General features: G+C 39.8%; 6 protein-coding genes. All 6 read right to left on the bottom strand.

Features of this window, described 5'->3' with window-relative positions; genetic code table 11:
• Positions 1-923: coiled-coil domain-containing protein (locus tag ESP02_RS12825; protein WP_373891151.1), on the bottom strand; the 923-nt coding region annotated here is incomplete at its 3' end.
• A 254-nt stretch (positions 924-1,177) separates the two neighbouring features.
• On the bottom strand, positions 1,178-1,687 hold the full coding sequence (gene mreD / locus ESP02_RS12830; RefSeq protein WP_002373621.1) for a rod shape-determining protein MreD: 510 nt from the start codon (positions 1,685-1,687) through the stop codon (positions 1,178-1,180).
• A gap of 3 nt (positions 1,688-1,690) precedes the next feature.
• On the bottom strand, positions 1,691-2,545 hold the full coding sequence (gene mreC / locus ESP02_RS12835) for a rod shape-determining protein MreC (protein WP_002293051.1): 855 nt from the start codon (positions 2,543-2,545) through the stop codon (positions 1,691-1,693).
• 154 nt (positions 2,546-2,699) lie between these two features.
• Positions 2,700-3,338, bottom strand: coding sequence for a thiamine diphosphokinase (locus tag ESP02_RS12840; protein ID WP_010733139.1), 639 nt, complete (start codon positions 3,336-3,338; stop codon positions 2,700-2,702).
• Entirely contained in the window at positions 3,339-3,989 is a 651-nt protein-coding gene (gene rpe / locus ESP02_RS12845; RefSeq protein WP_002373619.1) for a ribulose-phosphate 3-epimerase, read from the bottom strand.
• A gap of 12 nt (positions 3,990-4,001) precedes the next feature.
• On the bottom strand, positions 4,002-4,901 hold the full coding sequence (gene rsgA / locus ESP02_RS12850; protein ID WP_002373618.1) for a ribosome small subunit-dependent GTPase A: 900 nt from the start codon (positions 4,899-4,901) through the stop codon (positions 4,002-4,004).
• Positions 4,902-5,040: the final 139 nt, after the last annotated feature.

A 5,040-nucleotide genomic window follows, 5' to 3' on the forward strand; every position in this document is an offset into this window, starting at 1 on the left:
GGCGCTGTTGTTGATTCTTCTGTTGTTGAAGATTGAGCAGCTGATGATGATTCTTCAGTCGTTGAAGATTGAGCAGCTGATGATTCTTCTGTTGCTGAGCTTTGTGCAGTTGATGAAGCTTGAGTAGCTTGTGCTTGTGCTTCAGCTTCTGCTTGTTCGCGTGCTTCTTTTTCAGCTTTTTCTTGTGCTGCTTGTTGACGTGCTTGTTCTGCTAGACGTTGTTGTTCACGAATGCGTGCTTGTTCTGCTTCAGCTTCTGCTTTTTGGCGGTTCAAGTCAGCTTTCTTGTCTTCAGCAGTTGCTTGTTCAGCAGCTAATGAAGTTTTCAGTACGTTCAAATCAGCTTGTTTAGATAAAAGATCGCCTTTTTGAGATTCCAAAGCAGCTTGGTTTTCAGCTAATTCTTTTAGTTTAGCATCGTTTTCAGCTTTTTTGTCTTCTACAGCTTTTTTATCTTGTTTTTGTTGTTCCATCAAGTCGTTGTTTGCTTTTACCATCGTTGTCATTGCTTGAACGCGTCCGATAGCATCTGCTAATGAATCAGCATTCAATACAGCGTCGATATAGTTTGAGCTTGTATTGCTTACTTGTGCTTCACGTGCTTGTTTTTGGATTGTATCTTCACGTTTTTCAATACGTTCTTGTAAATCTGCAATATCTTTTACTAATTGTGCAGATTCTTGACGCAATGTGTCTTGTTTTGCTAATAGATCTTGTGCTTGTGTGTTGATTTCAGAAACTTGGCTTTCTAGGGCATCGATTTGTGATTGTGCATCTGCTTGTTGGTTTTTCAAGTCTGCAATTTTTTGATCTTGTTGTTGTATCTGAGAATCAAAATCGTCCGCCGCGGCAGCGATCGGTGATGCTACGGCAGTCAAGGTCATTGAACATACCATTACTGCTGATATTAAACTCTTTTTCACTCTTCATTCCTCCGACTGGCTTAATTTAATAAATATCTAAATATATTTAAGTCTTTCTTAACGATATAAAAATTGTACCATAGCAGTATGTCAGCGATATAATAGTTATGTTACAAAAATGTTTCAAAACAACCTCTAAAAATGACAAAACTGTTCGTTTCAGAAAATGATCATGAAAAAGGCGTGCTAAGACGGGCTTTTTTTAAGATAACAATAATTCTTTTTTACTTTCAGTCGAAAAACAAAAAAAGAAATTATTCATCACTGAATAATTTCTTAAATGGAAAAATGAATAATACAAAAATAATCATGTTCAACAGCAGTGTAGGTCCTAAGAACCTTGTAATAAAATACGTGTTATTTACTACTGCTAGTTTAAAAATCAATTGGACCACCATCGTAAACAGTTCATAACCCGTGACAAAGATAATCATACTGAAAAATTCAGTAAAGATGTTGACGTGGATGACATCTTTCATTACATACATCAACCATACGATCAAAGGGAGAGCTACTGCATAGATACCGATAACACCGATATAGTAAGCATCATAGACTGCACCGAGAACAATTGTGGTGATTAGCACATAGCGTTTTTCAAATGCCATACTGCAACATAACAATGCCAAGATCAGAAAGTGGGCATTTGACATATAACTGCCTTTCGACCACTCTACTAGCATTCTTGTTAAATGGCCATCTATCAACATCAAAAAGAAAAGAACGATTGGCAGATAGTACTTCATTGTTTCTTTTTTCAACATGGACTAATCCTCCGCTAGCCGTTGGACAATCGTCACAACTGACACATCATACATTTCTGCATAAGGTTTCACATAAACTTCCCGATCCAGACCATAACTGTCTGGTTTCGTTTTGATAACCGTACCGATCGGCAAGTTAGCTGGAGAATTCCCTCCAAGACCGGATGTCTGAACAACATCCCCTTCTTTGATATCCGTATCACCAGTCAATTGGGTCACCACTAATGCATGGAGTTTTTCATCATAGTTTTTAAGCAAACCGAATGCTTCGCCATTAGCCGAAGATACCCGTACTGGAAAATGATTGGAGCTTTCGTTAGAGGATGACAGTAATTCGATTTTAGACGAAGCTGTATTGACTTCGATCACTCGGCCGATCAATCCTTTTTGCGACATGACTGCCATATTTGCTTCGATACCGTCTTTAGAACCCTTGTCTACGATCAGCATGTCCTGCCAGCTATCTGGTGAACGGGTAATGACATTTGCCGTTACTTTTTCGTAACTCGTCAGCGTCTGGTTCAAATCAAGTTCTTTTTTCAAAGATTCGATTTCTCTCTCGTAATTCTTGTTTTGCTGTGCAACGTCATCATAGCTATCGATTTTTTCTTTTAGCCGCTCATTTTCGGCATAAGTTGAAAAAAGATTATGGACAGAATCTACTCCGTTTCGCACCCACCGTACTGGGGCAGAGATTGTTTTATCAACCATTGCAACACTGTCATTAACGATGGATTGGAAGAAATTAGGCTTTCCTTCATTCGCTCGCTGTGCAGCGGTCACACTTAGTATCGTCACCACGATGATAACAATAACCAAGGTAATAATAATATTTTTATTAGGATTGAACTTCTTCACAAAGACACCTCGAATTAATTAGACTCTTGTGTTCAATTTTATCACTAAATGCCGGGAAACAAAAGGCAAGTTGCTCCTCTTAAGCTTTTTTTTAGTAAATAATAGATTCTGTCATTTTAGCCTGAAAGACAAAATTTTTCCTTTTGTTCATTGGTCAGTCTTTGCTTTGAATAACTGCAATCATACCATCTGAAAAAGAAAATTCAGCGGTATCTGAAAGAAACTCGTTACTTGCATAAGATGTCGGGTATTCAACTGCTTTATTTTCCAATACATACTTACTGCCTTTCAATGTAAGAGCCGAGACGGGCGTCAAACAGCAATAAGCTAGATACTTCATACTTGGAACCTGTCTTACTATATGCTTTCCAGGCAAATAATAAGCCAAATAATTTTGACGATCTCTAATAATAAGCTGATGGGCAAACGGTTTGAAGCGAGGTTCCAGACCTAACCAGAGATTGGCTAAAAGATGATCCAATCTTCCGCCTGTGGCGCCGATCAAAGTGACTTCAGCATGCGGATAACGTTCAAATGTCTTTAAGATTCCCAATTGTGTATCTGTATCGTCTTTTTCTGCGGGTGAACGGGCATACTCTTTGGCTTTTGCAAATACTTCCTTCTGCTCTTCGTTCGACAATGAATCAAAATCACCTACTGCCAGATCTACTGGGTAGCCTGCTTGAAGCAGATACAGCGCACCACGATCTATTCCGACATAGGCATCGTATTTGGTCAGTAGAGGCTGCGGCCAGTTTTCCGGATTACCTCCAGCAGCTAATAAAATTTTCATTTAATCTAATGCCTCTTTTAACCGTTCGATTTGTCCGACTGGATTTTCGGCTCCATAGATATATGATCCTGCAACAAAGACATCCGCCCCTGCATCTTTACAGATTTTTGCTGTTTCTGGAACGATTCCGCCATCTACTTCGATTGCATAAGACCAATTGTTCTCTTTACGTAGATCAGCGAGTTCTGTGATTTTTTCTACAGTTTCTTCAATAAAGCTTTGTCCGCCAAACCCAGGATTGACAGTCATGACCAGCACTTGATCAGCCAAAGGCAAAACATGTTTGATCATGGAGACTGGTGTCCCTGGATTAATAACTACTCCAGCTTTGACACCTAAGCTTTTTGTCATTTGGAGTGCCCGATGGATATGAGGAGTTGCTTCTACATGAACAGTAATGATATCTGCTCCAGCTTTCGCAAATGCTGGAATGTAATTTTCCGGATCAACGATCATCAGATGGACGTCTAGCGGTAATTTAGTGACAGGTCGGATTGCCTGAACAATATTTGGCCCTAACGTGATATTTGGGACAAATTGGCCATCCATGACATCTACGTGGATGTAATCTGCGCCTCCTTTTTCTACTAACTCAATATCTCTTTGCAAATTGGCAAAATCTGCGCTCAAAATGGATGGTGCTATTTTCATTCTTGGTTCCTCCTATTTTCGTTTACCTTCTTTTTTCGTATACATGGGTTTTCTTTTCTCGATTTCTTGTAAGAATTGCAAATAATTATCGTAACGTGCCTGTGCGATATCACCTGTTTCTACTCTATGTTTCACTTCACAGCCAGGTTCTTTGGCATGCATGCACTCTCTAAATTTGCAATGGGCAGAAGCTTCCACAAATTCCGGAAATTGGCTTGGCAATTCTCCTGCTTCGATAGTCAAAAAGTCAATCGAGCTGAATCCTGGTGTGTCTGCTACTAACCCACCATAGATAGGGAGCAGCTCCACATGCCGTGTTGTATGCCGCCCTCTTCCAAGTGCATCAGAAATCTCTCCTGTTGCTAAATTCAGTTCTGGAGATATTTGATTCAGTAGTGTTGATTTTCCTGCTCCAGACTGTCCCATGAAGACCGATAGCCGTTCTGGAAAGTAACGGATCAGTTCTGTCGTGTCACCCGCATGATTGGGTACAATCACTGGGTAGCCTATTTTAGTATAGGTTTCTTTGATTTCTTCGATTTTTTTCGGGTCGTCTGACAAGTCGGTCTTCGTCAAAAAAATGAGCGGTTCGATTGATTCATATTCCAATGTAACTAGAAAGCGGTCAAGCAGATTATAAGAAAATGCAGGTTCCACGATACTTGTGACAATGATTCCAAGATCAACATTTGTGACTGGCGGGCGAACTAATTGATTTTTTCTCGGCAAGATTTCCAGAAGATAGCCGTCTGTTTGATTTTCACTCTCAAAGATTACCTGATCTCCGACAAGCGGCGTGATTTTCCGATTCCGGAAATTCCCTCTTCCTCTTGTTTGATAGGTCTCTCCGTCTGCGTATACATAGTAAAAACCGCTGATTGCTTTTCTGATTTGTCCTTTGATAAGTGCCACCTCCGTTTTTGTTTATTTTACCATATGAAGAGGAAAGTAGGTGTCATTCCACGCAAACTTCTCAAAGTATACAGCTTGTAAACTAATCAAAAGGGATAGAAAACAAAAAGAGACTGTGACACAGTCCCTTTTTCCGAGT

Origin of the sequence: Enterococcus sp. NBRC 3427, assembly GCF_007996925.1 — a bacterium.
Taxonomy (GTDB): Bacteria; Bacillota; Bacilli; order Lactobacillales; family Enterococcaceae; genus Enterococcus_B; species Enterococcus_B lactis.